Below are 1613 nucleotides of genomic sequence, written 5' to 3'. Positions count from 1 at the left end.
TGTTTTAGGGAAAGCGGCTGAGGGAAGGAATCCCGGGAGCCGCCACTAAAAAGATGAGGTGATAGTGTTGAAAGGCTTTATGAAGTATTACGGCAAGCGCATTGTGTGGTACGTGATCACACTGGTGGTAGCCGTGTTCCTGAACTTCCTGCTGCCGCGGCTGATGCCGGGCGACCCTGTAAAGGCGCTGGCAGTGCAGGCCACCCAGGGCGTAACAGACCCATCGGTGCAGCAGAAAATGATCGAGCAGTACTCCAAAGAGTTCGGGCTTGACAAATCCCTGCCTGAACAGTTCTTTGTATATGTTGGAAAATTATTCCAGGGCGATATGGGCAACTCCCTGTCCCAGTATCCCCGGACTGTAAATGATATAATCGGATCCTCCGTGGTGTGGACGCTGGGGCTGCAGATCCCGGCCATCATCGTGGGCTGGTTCCTGGGGAACCTTTTAGGAGCCATAGCGGCGTACATACGCAAGGCGGTGGACGCGGCGGTGCTGCCGCTGTTCATGTTCATCAGCAACTTCCCGGCCTTCGGCCTGGCGTTCATCATGATTTATGTGTTCAGCTCGGTGCTGAAGATAGCGCCTACAGGAGGCGGGTACTCCTTTGACATGAACCCCAGCATGAGTTGGGAATTCTTTGCCTCCGTATTGCGGCACTACCAGCTCCCGTTCTGGACGGCAGTGCTCATCACCATCGGCGGGCAGGCCATCGGCATGCGTTCCATGTCCATCTATGAGCTGAACGCGGACTATGTGAAGTACAGCCGGTTCCTGGGGATAAAGGACTGGAAAATCGTGCTGTACGTGTTCCGCAACGCCATGCTGCCGCAGATTACAGGCTTGGCGCTGTCCTTCGGCACCATGATAGGCGGCAACCTGGTGGCGGAAATTGTGTACAACTATCCCGGGCTGGGGACAGCCATGTTCGGGGCCATAGGCGCCCGGGACTATCCGCTGCTGTCGGGCTGTACGCTGGTGATTACCATCATGGTGCTGATAGCAAACCTGGTGGTGGAAATCCTGTACGGCATAATCGATCCCCGCGTGAAAGCGGCGCAGATGGAAGCGGAATAAGGGAGGTAATGAAATGAAACACCAGTTAAAACAAGCATTCACGAACCCCAAGTTCCTGGTGGGCTTCGTCCTGTTTATGCTGATGCTGCTTACAGCCATCATCTACCCGCTGCTTTCGCCGTTTGGAGCGCTGGACATGATAAGCGGGGGATATTCGGCGCCGGGCACGTATGTGTCGGTGCAGGACGTGGCAGGATCGAATAAGGCGGAAGCGCTGAAGGTGGAAACCGTAGGCGGAAGCGCGGCAAGCCTGCTGACAGAAGACAACAAGAAAGACATGAAAGACTGGCTGGTGAAGTTCGGCGGCCTGGATGAATCGGAAATTGATATCAGCAACGGGGATGCGCTGGTGGAGCAGTGGTTTGCCCATTATGACTCCGCGAACAAGCAGAAGGGCATCACCTCCGCGAAGAAGAAGGCGTATGTGCGTCTGGACAATTCCCTGCGGGAAGCCGGGGCGGATATTATCCTGGCCACCCGGGAGGAGGACGGCAGCCTGGCAGAGTCCCGGACAGTGGCAAGCAATGAGTTTGTG

Annotated in this window: 2 protein-coding genes; both read left to right on the top strand. The window is 56.0% G+C overall.

The genetic code is table 11. The features are described 5' to 3' along the window. Positions 1 to 67: 67 nt before the first annotated feature. Complete coding sequence (locus tag D1841_RS17215; protein WP_160644912.1) at positions 68 to 1078, top strand: ABC transporter permease; 1011 nt, start codon at positions 68 to 70, stop codon at positions 1076 to 1078. A 13-nt stretch (positions 1079 to 1091) separates the two neighbouring features. Next, the coding region (locus tag D1841_RS17210; RefSeq protein WP_201751365.1) for a hypothetical protein at positions 1092 to 1613 on the top strand (522 nt) is incomplete at its 3' end.

It is taken from the genome of Neglectibacter sp. X4 (genome assembly GCF_009917365.1).
Lineage (GTDB): Bacteria > Bacillota > Clostridia > Oscillospirales > Acutalibacteraceae > Acutalibacter.
The sequence above is the reverse complement of the archived record's forward strand: the minus strand, read 5'-3'. Positions and strand labels throughout refer to the sequence as shown.